Here is a 22,808-nt window from a genome sequence, read left to right on the forward strand (position 1 = left end):
TTTGTCCTTCCCCCAACGGGAAGGGTTACGTTCAGAGCAATGTCGCTTCGTTCAGGTCTCCCGGTCCTCTTCGACGTTCGGGAAGGGCCGAAGTTGCGTTCCAGTAGAGTCTGCCGTGAAGGTGTAGCGACCCAGCATGTTGATGTGTTCTGAGACCAGCGGAGAAAGACGTCGCACGTCTTCATCGGCAACACTGGCACCACGGCCGCGGAGCTCGGTGAGTGCGGCGTCCAGGTAGCGGGTATTCCACAGGATGACGGCGTTCAGGACCAGGCCAAGGGCTCCGAGCTGATCTTCTTGGCCTTCCCGGTAGGACTGCCGTATCTGGCCTCTCCTGCCGTGGAAAACGAGTCTGGCCAGGGCGTGGCGGGATTCTTGCAGTGTCAACTGGGTATGAATTTGCTGGCGGTAGCCCTCGTCAACATCGATGAAGTCCAGCAGGTGCTCGGTTTTGGCTATTCTGCCGTACTCCGCCAACGCTTTTCCGAGCAGGGTTGGTGCACCGCCGCCCTGGGTGACTCGCAGAATTTCCGAGGCGCGCACGGTACCGGCAGTCAAGGATCCGGCAAGGCGGAGCATGTCTGGCCAGTTTGCCGTGATGAGGTCCAGGTTGATTCGGTTGCGGCCGGCTACCGCGTTCAGCTGTCCGTAGTCTGCTGTGGTGCCGATGCGCCAGAACCGTTGGTCGGGAAGCCCGGCCAGGCGCGGTGAGAATCGGTATCCGAGCAGGGTGAAGAGCCCAAAGATCTGGTCTGAGTAGGAGGCCGTATCGGTGGCGACCATCTCGGGGCGTTGGCCGACGTCAAGATCGAGCAGCCCATCCAAAATGTGGAGGGAATCGCGGACCGTTCCGGGGACGACAACGGCACCAAGGCCGGCCACTTGGTCGTTGAGATAGTTCAGCCAGGTCAGGCCGCGGCCGTGGCCGAAGTAGCGCGGATTCGCCCCGGCGTTGACGGTGGCAACGGGCACCACGAACCGCATCCCATCAACGGACGCCAGCAGGCCGGTACCCCAGCGCTGGGCAAGGCCAAGCGCGGACTGGGCCTGAACCAGCTGGGAGTTGGCCGCGCGAAGCGTGTCGGCGCGCACATAGTGTTGATCAACGTGTGCCAGGCGTCCACGGGTCAGTGCGGGGTGGCCGTCTTTGACCACCGGTGTTAGGCCGACGTTGCACGCCTCGGCCACCAGGATGGCCGCGACAGAAACGGCGAGCTGGTCCATCCGTGCAGAGGCCTCAGACACGTGGCTGAATTCTGACAGGAACCCCGTCCAGGAATGAACTTCCAACAGCACATCGGGCAGATCTACTTGCGGCAGCATCGCCGACACCAGCCCCCGCAGCTGCGTCAAGGACTCGGGTATTGTTTTGGCCTCCAGGGGCGAAAGATGAACCTTGCCGGCATCGTCAATCCTTACCGCAGTGTTATTGGCGAGCTGATCGGCCGCCGCCCGGTAGCGGGCGTCCAGGCTGTGGCGGACACCCTCAAGGTGGGCCGCGGGCTCTTCAGACAGTTGGAGTGACGTCAAGGTCTCGTTCTTGGTCTCCTGCCACGCCGGGTCGGTCAGCAACCGTGCTCGGGGGTCTCCCCAACGGCGCCCGCCCACAACGAAAATGTCCCTGCGCCGCAGTGCCTTATGAACAGCGTCCATCACCGCCACCGTGTAAGCCCTGCGATCGATCTCTCCTGCAGCCTCGATCAGGCGTTGCCAGGCCGGTGACAGTACGGACAGATCAACCTGGCTTGGATCGGTTTTACGGCCGTCCAAAACGTCCGGCAACGCGCCCAGGGCGGCCGATGTTGGGTCCCCGCCTGCGGTGGCCCCAAAGAGTTTCGCCGATGCCAACGCCGGCAGGAAGGACCGCACTGTGGTGAACCGGCGCATCATCTCGGCCGCGGTATCACCCTCACTGCCGTCCGGATTCACCAATTCAGTGACCACGTCGATCGCAGCACGCAACTCGGGAAACGAAACCTGTTCGGCAAGCACCGAGGCGGCCCCTGCGCTGGAATATTCCGTATTGCCCAGGACCTCAACCAGTGTTTTCGCAGCCTGTGCCAGCTGCAGCGACGCCTTCGACAAACGGGGCAGAGACTTCAACCGGGCCGCCGTGGATTCCCTAGCCGCCTTACGGACCACGCGTTCAGTGACGATGGCATCGAGGGCATCACACAAATCATCAGCGACCTCGGACGTCAATGCCCGCACCGCACACAGCAGCGTCGCACCCCGGCGTTGACCCGACAACCCCTGCAGCGCTGATGCCTTCCCCGCCAACCCGTAGCGAGCCAGGGCATTCATCCGGCCCGCGGGTACCGTCTCCACATCGATGGTCCCCGCACCCAAGGCCTGTAGGCGTGTCAGCCGGTCCAACTGCCGCAGCAGCTCCGGCACCGAGACCCGCGAGGGCCCTGTCCGCAGTCTTTCCCACGCCGTCAGCCTGGAACCGTCCTCGACACGAAGCAACGCCTCCAACTCCTGGATCAAGGCGGGCCCGGCCGCGTCAATCAGCACAGAATAGAGCCGGTCATTCTCGCCAGCACGAACCTCTGCAACCAAACGCGTCAACGTGGATACGCCAGGAAGAAGGACCTTCCGCTCACGCAGCCAGAGAGCCGCCCGTTCAAACAAGCGCACCGGCCCCTCCGACGACGACCACGCCCGGGCCGACAGGAACAGCCTCAGCTCCTCGTACATGACCGGATCAGCGAGGTCGACGTACCCGTAAACGGCAGAGATCTCCGCAGCATGTTCGTAACCGGTCTGGCCCCGCTGCGCGTAAAGCTTGAAAGCGGAAGCATCCGCAATGCCCAGCTGCCCGGCCAGGGATTCCACCACTGGCCAAGGGACAACCAGCGGATCCGTCAGGAACCGGCCTACTACACGTACCGTGGCCAGCTGAACAGCGAATCCAAGACGGTTGTGCATCCCTCGGCGGCGGCGGGCCACCAACAGATCGGCATCGTCCAACCAACAAGAGCGCTCCAGGTCCTCCCGCGATACCTCATCAGGGAATCGGCCGAACCCGGCGGCCTGCTCATCACTTAGAAAATCAACCGCCATGCCACCAATTCAACAGTCACCAGCCTCTTAGCGTGAATTCCCGTGCCGATCCTCCTCAGACCCCGGGAGCGGCCGTTGGCGATGACGATCTGGTGGGTCGTGATGATGCGGGCTTTCGTGAGATCGGTGATGGTGAGAGACCTGCTCGGTGGGACAGGGCTTCAAGATAGCCATCCGGTATGAACTCGCGACAAAGTGCCGCTTTGGGTGGTCCAGGTCGAGGGCTCATGGAGACAAACGTAGCATTAGTACGTATTCGATCGTACAAGTTCGACTTTTATCGCAGTATGCTAAGTTCGATAAAACTCGTACTACGGATCTGAGGCCCTCATGAGCATCATCCAGAAAGAATCACCTGCTCCCGCGCGCGCAGGCAACCGGCCGCACCTGCAGATGCTGTTGTCCGCATCCCTCGTCACCGCGGTCTTTGCGCTGTCGAATTCACCGACGCCCCTTTACGTGCGGTGGCAGGCTCAGCTCGGATTCTCAGACGGTATCCTGACGCTGATCTTCGCCGCGTACATTGCCGGATTGCTGTTGACCCTGCTGGTAGCTGGCCAACTGGCCGATCGGTTCGGACGCAAACCGGTCATCATCCCCGGCCTCGCCCTAGCGATTGTGGCGTCCGTGCTGTTCGCTGTCGCCGACTCCGTCACGATCCTGGTCATTGCGCGGTTTCTGACTGGGATTTCGGTCGGCGTCATCGTCTCTGCCGGAATCGCCGCTGTGGTCGACGTGGGTGGGTCCACGCGCAGGCGTCAGGCATCGCTGGCCGCCTCGGTGGCCATGGTGCTCGGCGCCGGTCTCGGTCCGCTGCTCGGCGGGCTGTTTGCGCAGGTTCTGGCTGCACCGATCGTGCCGCTCTTTCTGACCGAGCTGGTCATTTTGGCTGCCGCCCTTGGTGTGGCCATTGTGCTGCCCCTCAAGCAGCACCACGTGCGAGCCAGCGAAGCGGCCCCGGGGCGGCGCACCTGGCGGCTCCCGGGGGTTCCGCGCGAATACCGGATGCATGTGGCCCTCGGCATCGCCGTGTTCGCCCCGGGAATCACCGCAACGTCGTTCGTCCTCTCGCTCGGTCCCTCGCTGCTGTCAACGTTGCTGCACCTCACGAGCCCGCTGATTGCTGGGGGCATGGCCTGTGCCATGTTCCTGGCCGCGACCGGTGTTCAGTTTGCCGTCGGTCGACTGCAGGTGCGCACAATCTTCATCCTGGGCAGCGTCGCCACTATCGCCTCGATGTTTTCACTGGCCGTGGCCGTGAACGCCTCACTGTCGGGGTTTCTGATCGCTGCCGCGTTGCTGGCGGGCGCCGGGCAGGGGCTCGGCCAACTCGGCGGACTCACCCTGATCGGCGCGCACGTTCCAGGACATTTGCGGGCCGAGGCGAACTCCGTGCTCAACATCGGCGGGTACATTCCGGCCGGGGTGATCCCGGTCGCGACCGGCTTTCTCGTGGATGCCATCGGTCTCGCCCGCGGGGCATCCGTTTTCGCGATCGTTCTGGTCGCGGCCGGTGCGACCGCTCTGGTCTTCGTCCACCGCCGGCTCGAGCGCGACTAACGTGCGAGTGGTTCAGAGAGTCCAGGTGGCCACGAGCTCGAGCAGACCGGGAAACCGGGCGTTGAGATCGTCGGTGCGAACGCGGCTGCGACGCTCGAGCCCGTATTGGCGCTGGCGAATGAGTCCAGCGGCGCGCAGCGCCTTGAAGTGGTGGGTGAGCGAGGACTTGGGCCGATCGAAACCAAACCAACCACAGGCGTGATCAAAGGACTCAGACTCCAGCAGTAGACGCTGAATGATCGTCAATCGAAGCGGTTCGGCGAGGGCGCCAAAGACAGACTCCAACCGGATCGACGCGGCCGCCGGCTCGGGGAGGGGCTCGGGCAGAAAATCGGGCTCGCGGAAGGCATCTGCAGGGAATGTGGGTGACACAAGTGACATGGCCGCAGTTTACCATCAGTTCGATAAAACTCGAACTATCAGTTGATCTAATGAGAGGATTCTCGATGCGCGTTCTCGTCATTGTGGCTCACCCTAACCTCGCAACGTCCCGGATCAACGCGGCCTGGACCGCGGTACTGCGCAAACAGGCCGCGGTCACGGTGCACTTGCTCTACGACGCCTACCCCGATGGCCGTATCGACGTGGCACGGGAACAGCGTTTACTGCTCGAGCACGATCGCATCATTTTGCAGTTTCCATTTCAGTGGTATAACTGCCCGCCGCTGCTCAAACAGTGGCTTGACGACGTGCTCGAGCGTGGCTGGGCGTATGGCCCCGGCGGCACGGCACTGGCGCACAAAGAACTCGGCATCGCCGTGTCGACCTGGTCCGCCGAGGCCGACTATCAGTCGCTTGGCCCGTATGGCCGCACGATGGACGAACTGACCAGCCCGTTCGAAGTGACTGCCCGGCGCCTCGGCATGGCTTACCTGCCGGGGTTCTTTCTCAACGGGGTCGGCCATGTCACCGCCGAGAACCTCGCGGGAAATTGCGCACGGTACCTAGAACACGTTGCGTCGAGATTGTTTGGGTCCGATTTGGCCCGCGTCGAGGTCGGGGCTGCCGCGCGAGTCGATGCGGCTCGGATGTAGCGCTTCTACCGGAGTGTGCTCGAGGGCTCTGGCCCCCTCCCCTGGCAGCCTCGTTCGTGTCGCAAGAAATCTTAGAAATTCAGGTTGTCTGGCCTCCGGATTTTGGTCCACTGCCCATTGCTGGAACAGCGGCTGATCGACCATCAGGTCTCAGTTCAGGTAACTCTCATATCGGAAAATAGCCCTTCCGGTGGAGCCATGTAGGGCAACGGTTCACCAGGCTTGTTCGAGTCCTCAGATTTGGCGAAGGGGCCTTCTGTGCTGAGCAGGATGGGCATGTGGTGGTCGGCGTGTTCGATCCACCAGGTGCTTGACCCGGTGGCTCCGTCGAGTCTGAGGTGTTCCCACGCACGCCATAAGGCGTCAATACGGGCGAGGGCTTCCGGGTTCTGCCACCACGTCGCCGACCACCGGAAACTGGCGTTGCCGGGTCCGACACGGCGCGAGTACATGTGCCGCAACCGGTCGCGCACGAACTCGTCGGACGAGCCGTAGAACAGCTGCGGTGTCTCGGTTTCTTCCGTTTCCTCGTTGTCCTCTTCGCGTAGGTCGTCGAATTCGGTCACAGCTGGTCCTTCGTTCGTGGTGCGGCGTTCAGCCACGGTTGGGCTCCGCCCATTGGTGAGGTTTCGGCCGGGGCACTCGGTACGGGCCTCAAGGCCGGCGTGCTGGCCGGGTCGTGGGCTGCGATGGACGCGCGTACTGCGTCGGCGTGGGGGCCTCGCATCCACGGAATGGTTTCGATGAGGGTGGCGGGGGCTCCGGAGGCGAATACGACGGCGCGGCCGCGGGGTAGCGCGCCGAGGTCGGCGACGTCCAGGGTGCGCTCGCGTTGCACTTGGTGAGAGGTGGACCGGTTGCCCCGACCCACGCTGGTGGAGGTGGTGTGTTTGTCGTAGTCGCCGACCATCTGGGACAGCTCGTTCAGGAACTCGGGTTCTTTGACACCGCCGCCGTACACGGCGATGTTGGACGCGGACCAGAGTTTGCGCATCCCGTCGCGGCCCCAGACTTCAACGCCCTGTGACCAGGATTGCAGGATGGTCATGAGCACGATTCCTCGTGATCCGTAGTGCGAGTAGAGGTCGGGGAGGCCGTGCCAGCGGCACACGTTCGCGGCTTCGTCGAGAACACCCAACAGTGGAACGGCCAGGCGCCCGCCGGGCTGCGTGGTGGCGAGGTCTTCGGCCGCTTCGACGGTCGCCGCTGTAAGTGCGGTGACCAGGGGCCCGGCGGTTCCCTTGCCTTCTTTGGAGAGGCTGTAGAGGGTGTCGGTGCTGCGCACGAACGCGTGTGGATCGAACTGAGGGCGGGGATCCATGTGGGCGTTGCCGCCGAGGGGCGTCACCCACTGTCCGATGGCGCGTACTTTCAAGCAGGATGCCATCTGTGCGGCTGTGCCGTAGACGCTGTCGCGGCGGCGTGGTTCGCCGTTGACTTGGCCGTCGACGGCGTCGGCCATCTGGTCGTAGCCGTGCGCGCGCAGAATGTCGACGGGAGCCTCATCGCCGGGCGTGGTCGTCCAGGTGAAGACCTTCGTGATCGGCAGTCCGGCGACCGCGGCGGCCAGGAGGAAGCCGGCCAAGAGGTCTTGGCCGGCGTTGTCGAAATACGGGTCGGCGCGAGCGTCGCCGGCGCGAGAGCCGGTGGCGAAGTGTTCGGCGAGCTTGGCGGCCTTCACATCGTCGGTGACGTAACTCAAGGGGTTCCACCACCAGGTGGGTTCTTCCAGGGCGATGCGTTGCGGGTCGAAAGCCCACACGCGGCCGCCATTGGCAGCGCGCACGTCGCGTGTGGCGTCGAGGACGTCACGCTTGTTCGAGGTGGTGAGGACGGCGCCCGGGGCAGAGAGAATGGCTGGGATGGCCCGGCTGGTGCTCTTTCCGGTGCGGGGTCCCCAGATGTCGACGTGCATATCTTCGGGGGAACCGTAGAGCTTCTGGCGGCCGGCGACGGTGATCCCGATCGGGACGCCGAGCCAGTTGGTCACGCCGAGGCGTTGGGCGGTTGCCTTGGCCCCGGTGACGGACAGGGCGCGGAGGTCCCGGCCCTTGCCCATGTGTATGGCAGCGCCGTCGACGTTGCTGCGGCGGCGCCTGGCCCGCGCTACCGCTACGGCCACGAGGACGCCCGACAGGACCACGATGGCGAGTGTGGCTACGAGGATCCACGTCGCGGATTCCGGCCAGATCACGGTCCCTTTCAGTACGCCGAAGAAGAGCCCGAAGGAGTCTCCGGTCAGGTCAGGGTTTACTTCGTCCAGATGTGAGCCCCATGTCACGGCCAGCCACACCGTGCCGAGCGCCACAGCGACGAGCGCGACGGTGACGATGAGCAGGACGGTCTGCCCGTCGAGGCTGTTCTGGTTGCGTCTGTTCGATGCACTCACGCTGCACCCTCCACGTCGACATCGTCGAGACCATTGAGCGGGGTTACCGTGTCCGAATCTGGGGAGGCATCGGCTTGGTGCCAGAGTTTGTTGGTGTCGTTGATGGGTCGTTCCGATTCAATCAGCTCGACCTTGACGGGGATGCCCGGGTGGCCGCCGACTTTGATGAGGAATTTGCCGCGGCCGGGAGGCTCTGCCTCATGCCCCGCACCGGTGTCCCAGGCGCCGGGGTCTTGCCAGGAGGTGAGGAGGTCTTGTTCGGCGCGGGAGAGGGGGACGGCGCTGGTGAGCATGGGCATTTCGGCCGCCGGGAGGCCGCCGGCGATGACCATTCCGCTGCGTTCGACGAAGCCGCGCGCTTTCATGCGTTCTGATTCGGTGGGGAGGGCGAGGAGGTCGCTCATGGTGTGGGAAATCATGGCGAGTCCGACGCCGCGTTGCCGGTTCAGGCGGGTGAGGGCGTCGACGCGGTCGACCATGCCGCGTCCGGCGCGGAGGGCCCGCCAGAGTTCGTCGAGGACGACGAGGTAGTGCCGGCGTGGCTCGAGCCCGGCGTCGGCGAGGGCGTTGTTGATGTTGACCATGCCAAAGCCCGCCGACCAGCACGCGAGCAGGATCGCGGCTTGCATGTCGGTGTCGGAGTCGTCGATGGAGGACACGTCATAGACCACGGGGCGGTCGCGCATCATCGGCACGTCGGTGGGGTGGGCGAACGTCTCGCCCAGGCGACCGCCGGAGGTGAGGCTGATCAAGGATGCTTCCAAGTTCTCGGTGATCTGCTTGTAGCGGGTGTCGTCGCCCCGGTCGAGGGCTACCGCGCGGACTTCGTCGGGTGCTTCCTGGATGATGCGCAGCAGGTCGCCGAGGACGGGGACACCCTCGCTGCGTTCGTCGAGGACGGTCAGGGCCCGGTCGATGATGGATTCTTCCCGGTCGGTGGGTGGTTCCTTGCGGAGGATGGTGAGGAGGGCTGCGACCATCGTGTGGCGGCGTCCGTGAGCGTCAGCGAGAACGTGCTGGCGTTCCTTTTCTTTGCCGGCGAGGCGGAGCCGTTCGGCGGCGGCGGTGGCTTCTCCGGGGTCGAGGATGTTCAGGTGGCCGCGGCCACGGCCGAGGGTGATGACTTGTCCGCCGAGGGCACGGATCATGTCGACATAGTCGGGCTTGAGGTCCCCGAGGATCAGGGGTAGATTCCCCATCCCGGCGCCGCCGGCCGCCATGCGCCGGATCAGCGTGGATTTTCCTAGGCCCGGCAGGCCGAGCACGAACACCGACGGGTTGGAGATGAGTCCGGCGTCCTGGAACCACGAAATGGGGTCCGCGCAGACGGTGGCGCCGGTGAACAGCTGCAATCCGAGGGGGACACCGATCATCGGGGTTCCCGTCCCGACGGAGAACGGGTGCAACCCGCACACCTGAACGGTGGTGCCACGCCATTCATCGGCGGGCTGGATGACGCTCGCCTCGCCGCGACTACGACCCAACCAGCCCCGAGGCCCCGGACGGCGGACCGCCGGGCGGCCGCCGGTTCGTTCCTGCTCTGGACGTTTCTTCCCTGCCGGCTTGGGCAGCTCGCGGCGCTGCGCTTTGGCGGCACGATTCTGGCCGGGATCGAGGGCGGGCATTACAGCTGCTCCCGAACTTCAGCCGGAACGCGCAGGTGCTTGGGCAGTACCAGGCCCAGCGGGAGCGCCGCCGCGAACGCGGAGTCCTGGGACCCGTGGACAATCCGTAGGCGCAACCGGGCCGTCGCGGAGAGGTTGTCGATGGCGGCGGTGGCGTCGGCTTCATGGTCGGCGTCGATGACCGTGGCGGTGACCAGCATGCCGAAGTTCACCAGGCCCGCGCCGGAGGCTTCTTCCTGGGCGGTGGCGAACGCGGCCCGGGTGGCGGTCATGTTGCGTGCCGTGGGCTTGTCGGAGGCGGACAGGTTGAAACTTGCCGCGCGGACGTCGGCTTCGACGATCGCGGCCGCTTTCGCCGCGTCAATCGGCCGATATAGCAAGGTGATGCGCTTGCGGGCAATGTCCGGGTGGGGGGCGAGCAGGCGTGCCAACACGTTCGAGGGGATATTGCCGCGCGGGGCACCACTCATCATCCACGTCACGGAGACGGCCGAGTCGTGGCGGTAGCTGTCCCAGTTCCCCTGGTGCGCGGTCGGGCCGACCTCCGGCCAATACAGTTCCGGCGGTTCGCCTGCCGCGTTCGCTTCGTCGATGAGGCGTGCGGCAGCCGGGTCGTAGGCAACACGGATCACCTCGCACAACTCTTGCGCGCTCAGGGGGCGTGTGGCCCCGGCGCCGGTCGCGGACAGGCTCTGGGTCAGGCCCGGCAGACGCGCCGCCAATTCCCGGCCCATCTCGTCCGGGGTGCGCTTCTTCCCGCCCGGGCGGGCGGCGGCGTTGAACGTGATGGCGACGTAGGCCTTGATCGTTGCGGACCCGGCCGGGTATTGCGCGATGATTTCGTGCAACAGGTTCTTGGCAAATTCGGGGGCGTCCGGGTCGATGCGGCTGGTGACTTCGCGGCGCAGCCGCGTGCCCGTGTCCGGCGCTGTTTCAATCGTCACCGATACCGCGGTGATGCCGGGCTCATCGCCCAGGCCGGCCAGCCACATGCCCCACTCTGCGACCCACGCGTCGACTTGTTCCCGGTCGACGAGCGCCGCGCCGTCGGGTTCTGTGGCGATGACGACGGTGTAGTCGGATGTGTAGGGGATCTGCAAGAGCGCAAAGGGGCGGTTGTAGCTGTCGCGCCATTCGGTGAGGCGTGAGGCGGCGGCGAGGCCGGGCAATTGAGCGGTTCCCCACTCGGCACGGCCGAGCGGCCCCGACCGGTAAATGTGTGTGCCCTTCGCTTTCGTGCTCATCCATCCCAGCCGGGTGGCGCCGCGCAGGAGAACGCTCTGGCCGTGCTTGTCTTTGACGGCGACCGCCAGGAGGAACACGCCGAATACGGCAGCGGTCACGATGCCGTTGAGAATGTTCGAGGTCATGGTGATGATGACGCTGAATCCGGCACCGACGAATAAGACGGCGGTTCCGATGGCGCTGAGGCCGAGGAGGCCGGCTGTTTTGGGTTTGGTCCAGTTCCCGTAGCTGCGCGGGACGCTCTCTGTTGTTGTGGTCATGAGAAACCTCCTACTTAGGAACCGCTAGGCCCGGTTGAATCGTCGACGGCGGCCTGCGCCGCGCCTTTCGCCGCTTTCGCGGCATCGCCAGCCACCTTTACGCCCATGGCAATCGGCGCAGCAGGACCAGCCGATGCGGCACCACCGGCTGCCGCTGCACCACCAGCTGTGGCACTACCGGCTGCGGCGCTGCCTGAGGCTGCGCTGCCACCGGCGGCCGTAGCTCCGGAGGGTGCGCTTGCTGTCGCCGCTTTGCCGGCCTTCTGAGTTCCCGGGCCCCCCGTCGACGCCGCGCCGCTGGGCGCGGCGGTCGACGCGCTACCGCCCCCACCCCCACCACCCGACGGCGATGAGCCGGAACTGCTCAGACGCTTCACCGCGCCACTCGCCATATCACCCGCCGCGCCGCCCGCAGCGCCTGCGAGAGCCATTCCCGCCGCTCCGCCGCCCGACACTTGGCCGGTCATCGGTGCCACGAAACGCAACAACGCGGGCAGCGCGATCAACGCCATGAGCATCAAGGCCAGGCCGGTCATGATCGACCAGATACCGCCGCCATCACCGTTGAACGCGTCGGTGCCGATGAGGCTGAACGCGGCCGCGTAGATCAGCGCAGCCGCGGGCTTGTAGAGAATGAACGCAATCGTCCATCCGATCACCTTCCCAAACCACTGCTTACCCATGCCCGTGTTCGTGAAGCTCGCCGTCAACGGCAACACACCGGCCAGGATCACCAGTAGCCCGCCGCGCACGACCATGAGAGCGATCTGCACGTAGGACATGAGGAGAGCGATCAAGCCCAGAATGAGAGTGCCGATCACTCCGACACCCGGAGACACCGTGGTCGTGAGTGCGAGCATGCTGCCTAGGTTCGTCCCGAAGCACGACGAGTCTCCGGCCGCCGAGACGTCGCAGTCCGTCGCGTGCTCGAGAATCCACACCGAGAACGCATCGGCGGCCGTGACGGCGAGTGTGATCACGGCAAGGCCCGTCCCGGACACCACGATGAGCGTGATGAGGGACTGAATCAAATCTTTCCCTGGCTGCGCGCGTTGCTCCCACGCCATACGAATACCGCCGATGATCACGGAGAGGATGGCCAGGCCGCCCACGTAGTACCAGAGTGAGTTCTGTAAGAAACCGACCGTCGATGACGACCCGTCGGGAGCTGCCGCCCTTAGGAGCCCACCGACAAGAGCGGACGCTCCGGAGATCAGCAGGACAGCTATGAAAATGATCCCGAGCGTGCCCACATGGCGAAATCCTTCACCGCGCCGGCTTCGCAGGGCGATCAACGCACCAAGGGCGATGATCGAAAGAACAGCGAGGGTGAGTCCGATGAAGGTTACGTAGCCCAGGATCGTGGAGAACGCGTCAGCCCCCGGAGGGGTCGAGATCTCCTCGGTGGTGCCCGTGCCAGCCGATAAGACGGGTGTGGGGACGGACACCCACATCGTGCCCATACTCGCGACGACCTTGCCAAAGCCTTCCATGACGTCGTTCGTCAGCTGTTGAACCGCATCATTCGACGCCTTCGAAACGACGTCGCCGACTGCGGCTTGGCCTTGGCAAACGAAGTTCCAACCGCAGTCCTCTGCGGCGGTGATCAGCGGACCAGCCACACGATCACGCCCCCGACCAGGGCGTGTAGCCGCCGAGGTTTTCAAGCTGAGCCGGGGCGAGCGGAGGTTCGCCCGCGTCTGTCAGCTGAACCTTCCAATCACCCTCCGTCCACACGAGCTTCAGCGGGATGCTCACCAGGCTGCCATCCGAGTAGTTGAGCACCAGATCGACCATCGATTCTTCGGCTGAATAGGAACCAATCTTGAACCCGGCCAGCTGTGCTCGAGGCGACGACGTAGACGTGTTGGATTTTTCGGCGGCCGCATCCCGGCCAGGACCGGGCGCGACGAGTTCTGTCATACGTGGTCCAAACGTTGAGTCGGTACCCATCGCGATGAAGTTTGCCGCCATATAGAGTGCACCCTTCGCGGTGTGTGCGTAGCAGCTGCGGAACTCGTTATCGATCGTCCCGGGGCCGGCGCCCGTGGAGTCCGTGGGGGCTGCAATCGTTCCGACCAGTTCCCACTTCGTGTCGAGGGTTGCGGTCAGGGTGTTTTCGATATCAAACCCTGGCAGGCCGCACACACTCGCGTCGTCAGCATTCTCTGTGGGTGCTGCCGTTGGTGACGGTGTCCCGGTCGGGGTCGCGTCGTTGGTTGAGGGGCGGGTGAGTGATGTTACGAGGACGATGAGTGCGGCGAGGAGGATGACGCCGACGACGATTGCGGCGGCGATGAATCCCCGTTTCGTGAACGGGTTTCGTGGCTCAGTGTTGGTCATGCGTCATTCCTTCGTCAGCGGAGGTGTTGGAGGCCTAGGAGCCGGAGATGAAGCCGACGAGCGCGGTGGCGGCGCCGATGATCATGACTCCGGCGAGGATCCCGACGAAGGTTTTGACGTGTTCGCCGCCTTCGCCGCGGCGGGAGTTGAACATGAACATGACGGCCACGGCGATCAGGGACAGGATCGCGGCGATCAGGCCAACCCATTTGGCCCACGCCAGGATCGTGCTCACGGCCTCGAACCCGGGAGGTGCCAGTGGTTCCGGGTCGGGGAGTTCGGCAAGCACCTGTCCGGCGGCGGTGAACAGGTGGGCGGTGGCGAGGGAGAGAGACATATTCGGCTTTCAGTTGTGGTGAGGGAGGTGTGGAAGCGGCAGGGAGAGGTCAGTGAAAAGTTGCTGGAACTCTTTGGGAAGCGGGGCGTTGGCTGTGGCGGGGCCGAGGCGCCACGCGTTGACCCAGGGCAGGTTCCACACCTGCGGTACGCCGCCGGCGATGACCTGCTCGATGTGACGTAATTCTTTGGGACGGCGGCCGGGCGCGTCGGCGATCAGGGCAAGACCGTGAAGCTCGATGCCGTCTGCGAGGGTGTTCGCGGCCCATTCTGTGGCCGCACGCTGCGCGGCGATCAGGCCGGAATAGTTCGTCCGCGCGACCAGGACGACGCGGTGTGTCGTGCCGATGCTGTCGGGGATAGGCCAGGCGTGACTTGCCGCGCGGGTTCCGGCGGCAATGGCCGCGAGGGAGGATTCGCCAGCGCCGCCGTGGACGCCCAGCCACCAGAGTGTCGCTGTGGCTGATGTGTGACGTTGGGGTAGACGGTCGATGGTGTCGGGCAGGGCAATTCCGGGTTGTGGGGCGGTGGCGCCGATTCTGCGGCCCTGCTTCGTCCCTGTGGGTGCTGAATTTATTTCTGTGTTCGTTGGTAAGTCCGGGCTGATAAGCCACGGGTTTGCAGTGCTGCTCAAATGGTTGTCCCCTTACTGACGTGCCTAGCCATTCTTTGCTGGGCAGGCGTCATCCCCTAACTGGGCTGTCCATCCCCCAGAGGAGGGTCCAACCTCGTTCGTATACATCTTACCTATAAAGAGCCTAAGGATACTTTTGTGCGCTTTTGTGACGGTGGTGTCAGTTACGATCAAGTGATGGACGAGATAACCGTTATGCCGCCGTGGCCGGCTTCCATGCTGCGCCGGTATGGGGACATGCTCAGCGTCAGCGACGTTTCACGGGTCTTGAACATGGAGCCGCGAAACGTTCGCGGCCTACTCACCACGGTGGATGTGAGTACCCGGCTTCCGGGCGTGAAGATCGGGAAGAGCTGGCGTATCGCCCGCGATCAGCTACACCGCTACCTGGTCATCCACCACAACGCCATTCACTGCGACGACGACTCGACGTTCAGTTCCCTGCACGATGAAAGAGATTCTTGATGATCGACACTGTTCCGGCGTTTCCGAAGATTGAGGCCACTGTCGCTGCCGACGCGACGGGCACCGTCGTGATCAATGGCCTCGTCCAATCCGTGACCGGAGACGACGAACAGGGCGTCCGCACGGAAGTCTTGGCGATTGTCCGTGCGACGGCCACCGAAATGGGGCGGCCGGTTCGCCTGAGCACGCAGGATTCGCGCGGAGAACAGCTGCTCGCGGTATATCCGGACGGTCAGATCGAGATCCTCTCGGATCTCACCGCGGCGTCGGTGCACCCGACACCGGCCGCCACGGTGACCGATGTTCCGGCACCGGCATTCGTAGGCGTTGTGCCCGCGCAGTCCGGGGCGGTGGAACCCCTGACGCGCCGCGAGGTGCGTGCGTCGTTCCTGGCTCCGGACGCCGGCCCGCTCGCTGCAACGACAGGGTGGCGCGGATTTCTGGCCAAGGTCGGCATCCAGGTCGCGGCCTCTGCCGAAGAACTCGCTGAGCGCGCCGATGTTCAGGCGGTGAGCCAGCATTGGCCGGGCCCGCGCACTATCGCGATTGTCAATGGCAAAGGCGGCGCCAACAAGACCCCGACCACGGCGATGCTGTCGGCGATTTTCGCCCGCAACGGCGGGGCGGGCGTGCTGGCGTGGGACAACAACGAGACGCGGGGAACGCTCGGGTGGAGAACAGAGCAAGGCCCGCACGACGCGGTCGCGCAAACTCTCCTGCCTCGCACCGAGCATTTGTTGTCGCCGGGAGCTCAATCGTCAGACCTCGCCCGCTACGTGCACCACCAGACCGGCGACAAATATGATGTGCTGCGGTCCAACCCGACTGTCCTCGCCGCCGCGCAGCGCCTCACCACGGCAGATTTTGACGCGCTGCATTCCGTGGCGGCGAAGTACTTCCGGCTGATCTTCATCGACAGCGGCAACGACGAGTCGGCGGAACGGTGGCTGCGCATGATCGATCACACCGACCAGCTCGTCATCGCCACCACGGCGCTGGGCGAGCATGCCGAGGCCGGGGCGCTGCTGCTCGAGGCGCTGGCCCAGCGCGACGAACGCTCAGCCGCTCTCGCCCAGGGCGCCGTCGTCATCGTCTCCCAGTCGGAGAAAACGGGCAGTCTCGCCGCGGCCCAGCAGATCGCCGACGGTTTTGGTCCGTTGGCCCGCAGCGCCGTGTCGATCCCGTTCGACGCGGCCATGCACGGCGGCAAGCTCCGCCACGACGCACTCGCACCGGCCACGCGTCGCGCGTGGCTCGCTGCGGCGGCGGCCGTGGCGCAGGGCTTATGAACCGCAGAGCATTCGCCGTGGTGCACCTCGCCGTGGTGCTCGCCCTGACGGGGTGCACCGCCCAAACGGCGCCCGCCGCACCGACCAGCAACCCGGCAACAACACGCACGTCCGCGCCCTCGCCGTCGCACACCAGCGAGGCTGGCAGCCTGACCGATGAGGCAACGGTCGCGCCGATCCCCGAAGCCGGCCCGGACGGCCAGGCGGCGGCCATCACCGCCGCGGAGAAAACGGTTACAACGTTCGCGCAGCCCACCCTCGATGCGTCGACGTGGATCAACAACATGTATCCGCTCCTCACCCAACGGGGTGCACGCGCCTATGAGGGCACCGACCCCGCGCAGATTCCCGTGCGTCGTGTCACCGGCCCCGGCCGGGTCGTGGACGGCTCCACCGACGTCGCCCTGATCGTGCAAGTACCCACCGATGCCGGAATTTACAACGTGAGTCTTAGCCGCACCGACGCGTCGGCCGTGTGGCTGGCCGAACAAATCCGACCCGCTCAGGGGTGACGGTGGCGGAGAAGAAAGGCACGGGCGCACTGATTCTTATTGGTGTGCCGGTCGCACTGGTTACCGGGACATTCCTGGCCATCATCCTGCTCTTTTCGGGCACGGCGGCCGCCGCGTGTGCGGGGGCGGCCGGCACGATCAATCCTGACGACGTTCCGGCTGGACCGGTGGCGGGGTATTCCGGCGAGCAGCTGAAAAACGCTGCCGAAATCATGAATGCGGCCAGTGCTTTGGGCCTTGATCGTTCCGCGCAGGTCCTGGGTGTGATGACGGCGATGGGGGAAAGCTCGCTGGTAAACATGGGCTACGGCGACGATATCCGCGGCGTCACCAACCCGGACGGCACCCCCACCTGCTCCCAAGGACTGTTCCAGCAACAATGGTGCCTCGGGACCTGGGGAACACAGGCAGAAGTCATGGACCCCACCCACGCCTCGACAGCGTTCTACGAACGCTTGGTCGGCGTTGACGGCTGGCAGGAGTTGGAACCGACGATCGCTATCCACCGCGTTCAAGGCAACGCTGACCCCTTCCACTACGCAGGCTTCTTCGGACCCGCCGACCAGATCGTCACCACCCTCGCCGGCGACAGCGCCACCGGAGGTGGCTGTGCCAGCGGGGGTGCCGCATTCCCGCTCAGCCCGGGCTTCAACATGACCGGCAACTTCGGTCCCCGTGTCCAGCCCATAGCGGGTGCGAGCACGTGGCACCCCGCCGTCGACCTGCAGCACTACCCGAACCCGTGCGGCGACCAGATCTACGCGATCACGGGCGGCACCGTGACGCTTATTGCCGGGTATCAGGTCTCCATCAAATCATCCGATGGCTACACCGTCTCCTACTTGCACATGAAGCTCTCCGACGTGTCGGTCAGCGTCGGAGACACGATCACGGCCGGGCAACCGATCGCCCTCGTCGGCAGTGAAGGGCCCTCGACCGGATGCCACCTTGACCTGCGGATCAACACCGCGGGCAGTGTGAATGCGGCCGTGAACGGTTTGCCCCGTGCCGAGGCCTTGGATGCTCCCGCATCGGCGGCCGGGTTCGTGAACCCGGAGGACTACTTCGCCCTGTTCGGCATGGAGTTGTGCGCCGCCGAGAGCTGCGCAAGGCAATACGAGTGAGTGCCGCACAGCGTCCCTGTGGGACGGTCACCGACCGTGCCGGAGACTCCCCGCACGTGGGGATCCGATGACGACTCGCCCGCCGAACAGCGATTCGCGCCAGCCGGGACTGTCAGGCTGGGATAATGCTGAACACGGCCCGAACGTTACTGGTAACGCCACCATGGACGACCCCACTTGGCCGGTTGACCTTTTTCCCGCTGATCTGAACCGGAATACGCATGAAACGACACCATCCATGATGGACGATGAATATTGGGACTTGTACCCGGCCACATTGACGACCGCTGACCTGGCGAAAATCCTGCGGGTGGGCAAACCCGCCATGTTCCGACGCCTCACCAGTGGCCTCATTCCGGGTCACCTCGTCGTAGGGTCCTGGATCATCTTCAAAGATGAGGTCCGCGCGTGGCTTGAATCCACCAGCAACCAGGCACCTCCCGGCCCGCCGGCCGCCGTTGACGTGCTCGCCGCCTACCCGGACGAGTTGAGCTACCAAGACCTCATGGTCCTGTTCGGGAAGGCGAAGCAGACCATCTACATTTGGCTCCGCAGTGGCGAGATACCCGCTTACAACGCCGGCAATCGCTGGATCATTCACAAAACCCAGCTGCGCCAACTACTCCGAGAGACGAGCAATCAGAACGTCGACGAGAGCAATTCGCCCGACACACCGGAGCAAAAGCGTTAAATGTGCACACTTGACTGCCACCATTGGCACATGGCAACGACTAGGGGTGTTCAGAGGCGGCCGCGCATCGCGGACCGCGACGACCTTGGCATGGCGCGGTGGTGGCTCCCCAAGGTGCTAAAGACCGCGACTCAGGTCGCAGCCAAGGACTCCGGGCTCTCAGAGTCGTTGTACGTAGAACTTCTACTCAGCCGACTAGCTGCGCAGAACGGCGCTCTCCCGCGCCTCTCCCCCGACGCCTCGCAGGAGCTGCCCATCGCAGACGTGGCTTAAACGAAATAACCCGCCGCGTATGCGACGGGCCATCTAAGTTTCGTAGCTCAAACCCTCTTAGCTTCCCGGCACGAGGTTCGAGCTATTCAAAAGTTCCGGTTCTTAGGCCGGGGCTTTTGTGTACCCACTCACAAGAGGAGGTGACCCCATAGTAACCGATTTGCACGTTTATGACGCTGTTTTTGCTTCGGAACCTTTTTCCGGCGTGTCGCCCGATCCGTGGACCTCGTGGGAATTGACGCGCCGGCTGAGTCCTCGGGGCCAGGTGCGGGTGATGAAACGGGATGCCTATGGGCGTCTGGATGAGAACAGCTACCCGAGTTTTTACAGTGTCGGTCCGACCTCGCCGACGACGCCGTGGTGTATCCGTTTGGCTGATGACGCGGGTGTTTTCCGTGTCCTGTGCTTCGACTTCGACGGCAAAGACAAGCACGGCGTCGACGCCGACCTGATGGAACGCGCTGTCGACGACTGTGACGCGCTCTCCGGCATGCTCGCTCAGCTCGCTATTGCTCACGTGGTCTGTCAGTCCTCCGGCACCGGTGGCCGCCACATCTGGTTGGCCATTCGGGGCGGTGCGTCAGCGGCAAGCGTGGCGACGCTGGCGCGTGCCGCTCGGGCGAACTTTCGCACCTTGGACCATGGCATGATGCTCAACGTCGCTCAGGGCGCCGCGCGGCCGCCGCTGTCCCCGCACCGGGATGGCAGCAGCTCTATTGTGCTGCGCGGCAGCGTGGACGCCCTCACAGTGCCCTCCACAACCACGGCCGACCTCGCGGCCCTGACCGTGTTACTCGACGAGAACGCGCCGGCGCTGCGCGCTCAGGACACCGCCCCGTCCGGCCCGGTCGACGTGCGCCACAAGGCGCATCGTCCACTCAGTGCCGCGGGCACCGCCCACATGGCCACCATCGATGGCGGCGCGAACCCCAGCTGGACAGGGTTCATGTGCTTGTTGGCTGCGGCGAATGCCGGGTGGCAGCTGCGTGATGTGGAGCACGCGGTGAAGACCGTACCCGGGATGGAGCACTACCGCACGAAGAACACCGGCCGTGGTGGTCGCCGGCTCCGGAACGCCCGTGAGGCGCAGGAGCGCTTGGAGCGTCAGTGGGCGAAAGCGCAGCAGTTCGCGGCCGTGCAGCGCCCTCTCCCGGCGTCCCGGGAACCCGTCGACCTGACCGAGCTGGACGGCATTGTCAGCTCCGTCGATGCTCTCCTGACCCGTTTCCAGGCTTCGCCTGGTCGGTGGGGGCGTACGGAGGCGGCGTTGTCCCAACGCACCATCCTCACCGCGTTGGCGTACTTGACCCTGCAGACCGGTAAGCGCACTGTGGCCGCGTCCATCCGTGACCTGGCCCTGATGGGCGGCCTCGGCCGCACCACCGCAGCAGACGCACTCAAGGCCCTCGCCACGGCCGGCCTCATCGGGCGAATGACGGTCAGTGCCGACGGCAATGCCGCCGAATGGCGCCTCACGACGGAGTTTTCCACAGGGCACGGAACGGTCCGGTCACAACCATTAAATAACCCCCGCCCCCCCTCTGAACTCTTTAGCGCGCGTGCTGCTCTTGCTGCTGCGCTCGAGGAGCAGCTCGTCGACCAACGCCATGACCTCTTCTCGCGGGCCGGCCTCGGCCACCTCGCGGGGACCCTCTATGCGCTGTTGCGCACACACCCCTCTGTCACTATCGTGTCGGCTGCTCGCCTCCTGGGGGTCACCACCCGGCACACCACCACTGTCCTGAGCCGGCTGCGCCATCACCGGTTGATCATCAAGCACGCTGAGGGGTGGGCTCGGTCTAAGCGGGATTTGCGGGATCATGCCGCGCGGGTGCTGGGCGTGTCGGGCGTCCTGGTGGATCGGGCGGAGCGGTATCGGTTGGAGCGGGAGGTGTGGGCGTGGTGGCAGGCGGAGCTGGGCCGGATGCACACGGTCCCGCGTAAACGACCGCGTCGTCTTCACGTCACCAGTCGCACTCTGGCTATCACGGACAGCACACCGGGGGAACGGAGTTGGCCGTTGTACCCGCGGATCGGTGTGGGGCGGGCCAATCACCGGGAAGCACGCGTCTGGGCTGGTAATGGGATGCTTGCGCCGGACTCGTTGTGGTGGTCGAGCGTCGCCTGACGGTGTGCCCTGTCGGGTGTGCACCGAGGCAAGCGCTTATGCCTCTGAGCGAATCGCCTACGGCTTCGCCGCGAAAGAGGTCTTCACCTCCGTGAGCGGGGAAATTTCGTCACTCTTGCCCCTGGTCCGCTGTGAATTCCCGGAGCGTGCTTCGTATGACGAGCATTCTCTCGTTGAGGTGTCCACCTTGCGGGGTCACGGCCACTCCGGCCGGATGTATCTCACGCAAGAGTCAGGAGAGCCAGTTTCCTGCACCGAGATGAATAGCGCTTTTAGCCTTGGTTAGGTGCATTAGTGGCCGAGGGCGCGCACGCAATCGGACGTGTTCGACATGGTTTAGTAGGAACCTGCGTCCTCACCGTTAACGACTCGCGCCCGAGTGTTTGGGTGAATTTCGTAACACCGCTGAGTGCTGCCAGCATGTGGGTATGGTGACAGAGTCTATTCTCCCTGAGTTCAGTGACAGCCGGATTGGCGAGGTGGCCGAACGGCTCTCCGAAGCTGGCGTGGGCATCATCGCTGGAACGCTGGCAAACGCAGCCGGCATTTACCTGGCCAAGACCGTCCCGGTTGATCGACTGGCGACGTTCGCGTCATCTGGTCTCGGTGCTCCGCCGGTGTGGAACGTCTTCTGCATTGACGGCGGTATTGCATTCACACCCGATGTTGGCGTCGTCGGTGATATGAGGCTGAGACTTGATCTGGACGCTCTTCGAATCCTCGATGGAGGTTTCGCGTGGGCTCCTACGGAGATTTTCGATCAGGACGGCGTACCGCTGGCCATCGATCCGCGGGGGCGGCTTCGCCGCATCCAACGCGACATTGAAGAAGCCGGGCTTGAGGCACTCGTGGGGCATGAGGTCGAGTTCACGATCACTGCCTCGGATGGAACCCCGCTCCCGCGTGCGGGCTGGACCCCGTATGGTCTTGGTCCGGTACTGGACCATGAGGCCTTCCTGGCCGAATTGCTCTCCGCCACTGCCGCCGCCGGAATCCCGCTCGAGCAACTACACGCTAAGTTCTTTGCCTCCACTGTTGAGTTCTCGCTGCCACCGGCCACACCGCTTCAGGCGGCCGACGGGGTAGTTTTGGCCCGTCTGATCACTGGGAGGGTGGCGCGCAAACATGACTTGCGGGTATCTTTCTCGCCCTTTCCGATCAGCGGGGGCGGCGGGAATGCGGCGCATGTTCATTACTCGTTCAGCCGCGATGGGGAATCTCTTTTCTCGGGTGGCGACGGACCCTACGGTATGACTGCCGATGGAGCGTCTTCTATCGCCGGGGTGATCGCCGCGCTCCCCGGCATCCAGGGTGTTCTGGGCGGATCGATCCTCTCGGGGGCGCGGTTGCGGCCTCGACTCTTTTCGGGCGCGTATATCTGCTGGGGTAGGGAGAATCGCGGGGCGGCGGTTCGTTTCCTTGAAGCCACCCGGGGCAATCCGAAAGGCGCCAACGTTGAAGTCAAGATTGTCGATCCGTCGTCGAACCCGTACCTGACGACCGCAGTCATCCTCGGCGCCGCGCTCGAGGGCATCCGGTCATCGATGGTGCTTCCCGCGGAGGTCACCACGAATCCGGCCGACCAGACCGAAGAGCAGCAACTCGCTTCGGCGACGGTGCTGCTTCCCTCCGATCTGGGGGCAACGCTTGACGCTCTCGCCGCTTCCGAACTCGCTACGCACATTCTCGGACCGCAGATCATCCAGGTTGTGCTCGCAGTTCGACGCTGGGAACTCGATCATTACGGGTCGTCCGACGCCGACCAACTGCCAGAGAAGTTCCGGTTCGCCTGGTCGATCTAATCAAACAAGGGGTGGAGGGTTCGGCTTCTGTG

At 64.5% G+C, this 22,808-nt stretch carries 20 protein-coding genes; 10 read left to right on the forward strand and 10 right to left on the reverse strand.

Features of this window, described 5'->3' with window-relative positions:
- Positions 1-51 precede the first annotated feature (51 nt).
- Positions 52-3,066, reverse strand: a complete 3,015-nt coding sequence (locus EDD25_RS17225) for a Tn3 family transposase (protein ID WP_134175794.1) — start codon at positions 3,064-3,066, stop codon at positions 52-54.
- Between the two features lie 330 nt (positions 3,067-3,396).
- Here EDD25_RS17225 and EDD25_RS17230 point away from each other — a divergent pair, with 330 nt between their 5' ends.
- Positions 3,397-4,626: an MFS transporter gene (locus EDD25_RS17230; protein ID WP_134175796.1), complete on the forward strand. Its 1,230-nt coding sequence runs from the start codon at positions 3,397-3,399 to the stop codon at positions 4,624-4,626.
- Positions 4,627-4,638: 12 nt separating this feature from the next.
- Here EDD25_RS17230 and EDD25_RS17235 read toward each other — a convergent pair whose 3' ends face one another.
- The gene (locus EDD25_RS17235) at positions 4,639-5,007 is read right to left on the reverse strand and encodes an ArsR/SmtB family transcription factor (protein WP_134175798.1); all 369 of its coding nucleotides are present in this window, start codon (positions 5,005-5,007) and stop codon (positions 4,639-4,641) included.
- Here EDD25_RS17235 and EDD25_RS17240 point away from each other — a divergent pair.
- Entirely contained in the window at positions 5,001-5,660 is a 660-nt protein-coding gene (locus EDD25_RS17240; RefSeq protein ID WP_198418907.1) for an NAD(P)H-dependent oxidoreductase, read from the forward strand. The two genes, EDD25_RS17235 and EDD25_RS17240, sit on opposite strands and share 7 nt — an antisense overlap.
- A gap of 155 nt (positions 5,661-5,815) precedes the next feature.
- Here the strand turns inward: EDD25_RS17240 and EDD25_RS17245 are convergent, their stop codons facing one another.
- Genes EDD25_RS17245 through EDD25_RS17280 form a run of 8 tightly spaced genes read right to left on the reverse strand, consistent with a single transcriptional unit; the run spans position 5,816 to position 14,492 of the window.
- Positions 5,816-6,226 carry a DUF4913 domain-containing protein gene (locus tag EDD25_RS17245; protein ID WP_198418908.1) on the reverse strand — a complete coding sequence of 137 codons (411 nt, stop codon included), beginning with the start codon at positions 6,224-6,226 and terminating at the stop codon, positions 5,816-5,818.
- A complete protein-coding gene (locus EDD25_RS17250; RefSeq protein WP_134175800.1) occupies positions 6,223-8,049 on the reverse strand; it encodes a type IV secretory system conjugative DNA transfer family protein in 1,827 nt (608 codons plus the stop codon). The genes EDD25_RS17245 and EDD25_RS17250 overlap by 4 nt, the downstream gene beginning before the upstream one ends.
- A complete protein-coding gene (locus tag EDD25_RS17255) occupies positions 8,046-9,674 on the reverse strand; it encodes a P-loop NTPase family protein (protein ID WP_134175802.1) in 1,629 nt (542 codons plus the stop codon). Before EDD25_RS17255 ends, EDD25_RS17250 begins: the two co-directional genes overlap by 4 nt.
- Positions 9,674-11,179, reverse strand: coding sequence for an SCO6880 family protein (locus EDD25_RS17260; RefSeq protein WP_175183026.1), 1,506 nt, complete (start codon positions 11,177-11,179; stop codon positions 9,674-9,676). Before EDD25_RS17260 ends, EDD25_RS17255 begins: the two co-directional genes overlap by 1 nt.
- Positions 11,180-11,193: 14 nt before the next feature.
- Positions 11,194-12,801 carry a TrbL/VirB6 family protein gene (locus EDD25_RS17265; protein WP_243834565.1) on the reverse strand — a complete coding sequence of 536 codons (1,608 nt, stop codon included), beginning with the start codon at positions 12,799-12,801 and terminating at the stop codon, positions 11,194-11,196.
- Positions 12,802-12,805: 4 nt separating this feature from the next.
- Positions 12,806-13,522 carry a DUF8175 domain-containg protein gene (locus EDD25_RS17270; protein WP_134175804.1) on the reverse strand — a complete coding sequence of 239 codons (717 nt, stop codon included), beginning with the start codon at positions 13,520-13,522 and terminating at the stop codon, positions 12,806-12,808.
- A gap of 34 nt (positions 13,523-13,556) precedes the next feature.
- Positions 13,557-13,859, reverse strand: coding sequence for a hypothetical protein (locus tag EDD25_RS17275; RefSeq protein WP_134175806.1), 303 nt, complete (start codon positions 13,857-13,859; stop codon positions 13,557-13,559).
- A 9-nt stretch (positions 13,860-13,868) separates the two neighbouring features.
- Positions 13,869-14,492 carry a DUF6668 family protein gene (locus tag EDD25_RS17280; protein ID WP_134175808.1) on the reverse strand — a complete coding sequence of 208 codons (624 nt, stop codon included), beginning with the start codon at positions 14,490-14,492 and terminating at the stop codon, positions 13,869-13,871.
- A 177-nt stretch (positions 14,493-14,669) separates the two neighbouring features.
- Between EDD25_RS17280 and EDD25_RS17285 the strand changes: the two genes are divergently transcribed.
- The 8 genes from EDD25_RS17285 to EDD25_RS17320 all read left to right on the forward strand — a co-directional run bounded on the left by EDD25_RS17285 (position 14,670) and on the right by EDD25_RS17320 (position 22,776).
- Entirely contained in the window at positions 14,670-14,957 is a 288-nt protein-coding gene (locus EDD25_RS17285) for a helix-turn-helix domain-containing protein (protein WP_134175810.1), read from the forward strand.
- On the forward strand, positions 14,957-16,246 hold the full coding sequence (locus tag EDD25_RS17290) for a MinD/ParA family ATP-binding protein (RefSeq protein ID WP_134175812.1): 1,290 nt from the start codon (positions 14,957-14,959) through the stop codon (positions 16,244-16,246). The genes EDD25_RS17285 and EDD25_RS17290 overlap by 1 nt, the downstream gene beginning before the upstream one ends.
- Positions 16,243-16,758, forward strand: coding sequence for a hypothetical protein (locus tag EDD25_RS17295; protein WP_134175814.1), 516 nt, complete (start codon positions 16,243-16,245; stop codon positions 16,756-16,758). Before EDD25_RS17290 ends, EDD25_RS17295 begins: the two co-directional genes overlap by 4 nt.
- Before the next feature lie 2 nt (positions 16,759-16,760).
- The gene (locus tag EDD25_RS17300; RefSeq protein WP_134175816.1) at positions 16,761-17,882 is read left to right on the forward strand and encodes a M23 family metallopeptidase; all 1,122 of its coding nucleotides are present in this window, start codon (positions 16,761-16,763) and stop codon (positions 17,880-17,882) included.
- Between the two features lie 67 nt (positions 17,883-17,949).
- Positions 17,950-18,573, forward strand: a complete 624-nt coding sequence (locus tag EDD25_RS17305; protein WP_134175818.1) for a helix-turn-helix domain-containing protein — start codon at positions 17,950-17,952, stop codon at positions 18,571-18,573.
- A gap of 30 nt (positions 18,574-18,603) precedes the next feature.
- Positions 18,604-18,846, forward strand: a complete 243-nt coding sequence (locus EDD25_RS17310; protein ID WP_134175820.1) for a hypothetical protein — start codon at positions 18,604-18,606, stop codon at positions 18,844-18,846.
- Between the two features lie 370 nt (positions 18,847-19,216).
- On the forward strand, positions 19,217-20,974 hold the full coding sequence (locus EDD25_RS17315; protein ID WP_241986607.1) for a hypothetical protein: 1,758 nt from the start codon (positions 19,217-19,219) through the stop codon (positions 20,972-20,974).
- Positions 20,975-21,402: 428 nt separating this feature from the next.
- Positions 21,403-22,776, forward strand: a complete 1,374-nt coding sequence (locus EDD25_RS17320) for a type I glutamate--ammonia ligase (protein ID WP_134175824.1) — start codon at positions 21,403-21,405, stop codon at positions 22,774-22,776.
- The last annotated feature ends 32 nt before the right edge of the window (positions 22,777-22,808 follow it).

The sequence above is a fragment of the Cryobacterium psychrophilum genome (assembly GCF_004365915.1).
Lineage (GTDB): Bacteria > Actinomycetota > Actinomycetes > Actinomycetales > Microbacteriaceae > Cryobacterium > Cryobacterium psychrophilum.